This is a genomic window from Borrelia hispanica CRI (assembly GCF_000500065.1).
In the GTDB taxonomy this organism is placed as follows: Bacteria; Spirochaetota; Spirochaetia; order Borreliales; family Borreliaceae; genus Borrelia; species Borrelia hispanica.
Window position 1 is genome coordinate 1 of the sequence record NZ_AYOU01000021.1, and the last position, 621, is coordinate 621.

At 25.4% G+C, this 621-nt stretch carries 1 protein-coding gene; it reads right to left on the bottom strand.

Annotation, left to right across the window (positions count from 1 at the left end):
- Positions 1-199 precede the first annotated feature (199 nt).
- Positions 200-568 carry a BBA14 family lipoprotein gene (locus U880_RS0100540; RefSeq protein ID WP_038358578.1) on the bottom strand — a complete coding sequence of 123 codons (369 nt, stop codon included), beginning with the start codon at positions 566-568 and terminating at the stop codon, positions 200-202.
- Positions 569-621 lie beyond the last annotated feature (53 nt).

The window sequence follows — 621 nt, forward strand, 5'->3', positions numbered from 1 at the left end:
TTAAAGAATACTTTACTAAAAGTAGTAGAGATTTAAGTAATCTTGAGAAGTTTAATATATTTATGGCATTTGATTCAGATAAAATCGGAAATAGCCCATTAAAATTATTTAGTCAACTGTCTATTACTAAAGAATTCCAGTGTTTATTCAGGTTAACTTGATGATTATAAATAATAAGCCCCATCAGGGGCTTAAATAATTAATTTTTTAATTTTGAATATCTTCTATATACATCTTTAGCAATAGGTTTAGTAATACTGATATAATCTTGAAATAACTTGATATTAAACTTTAAATTCTCAACAGTATGTTCGTCTTTAAGTTCTGTTGGATTGAAATAAGTAAACTTAGGATAATGTGGGTCTTTAACCTTTTTTTGTGTACGTGTTAAGAATACTTGCAAATACATAATATAATCAGCCAACTTAGCTTCATAAGTACTAAGATCTTTAAGAGATTCTGTTTTTGGAAGTGTTGGTTCTTCTATTAGTGAAGCGATAGTAGTACAAGAAATTATAAGGATAAGAGAAATTAATCTTGATAATAGAATTATCTTTTGAATTTTCATATTAAGCCTCCTTTAATATCTTTATATAAGAATTCATAATCTTATTTCTTTTA

Bases quoted from the DNA above. Each gene is read 5' to 3' on its own strand.
- U880_RS0100540 (WP_038358578.1), bottom strand. From the start codon at position 568: ATGAAAATTCAAAAGATAATTCTATTATCAAGATTAATTTCTCTTATC.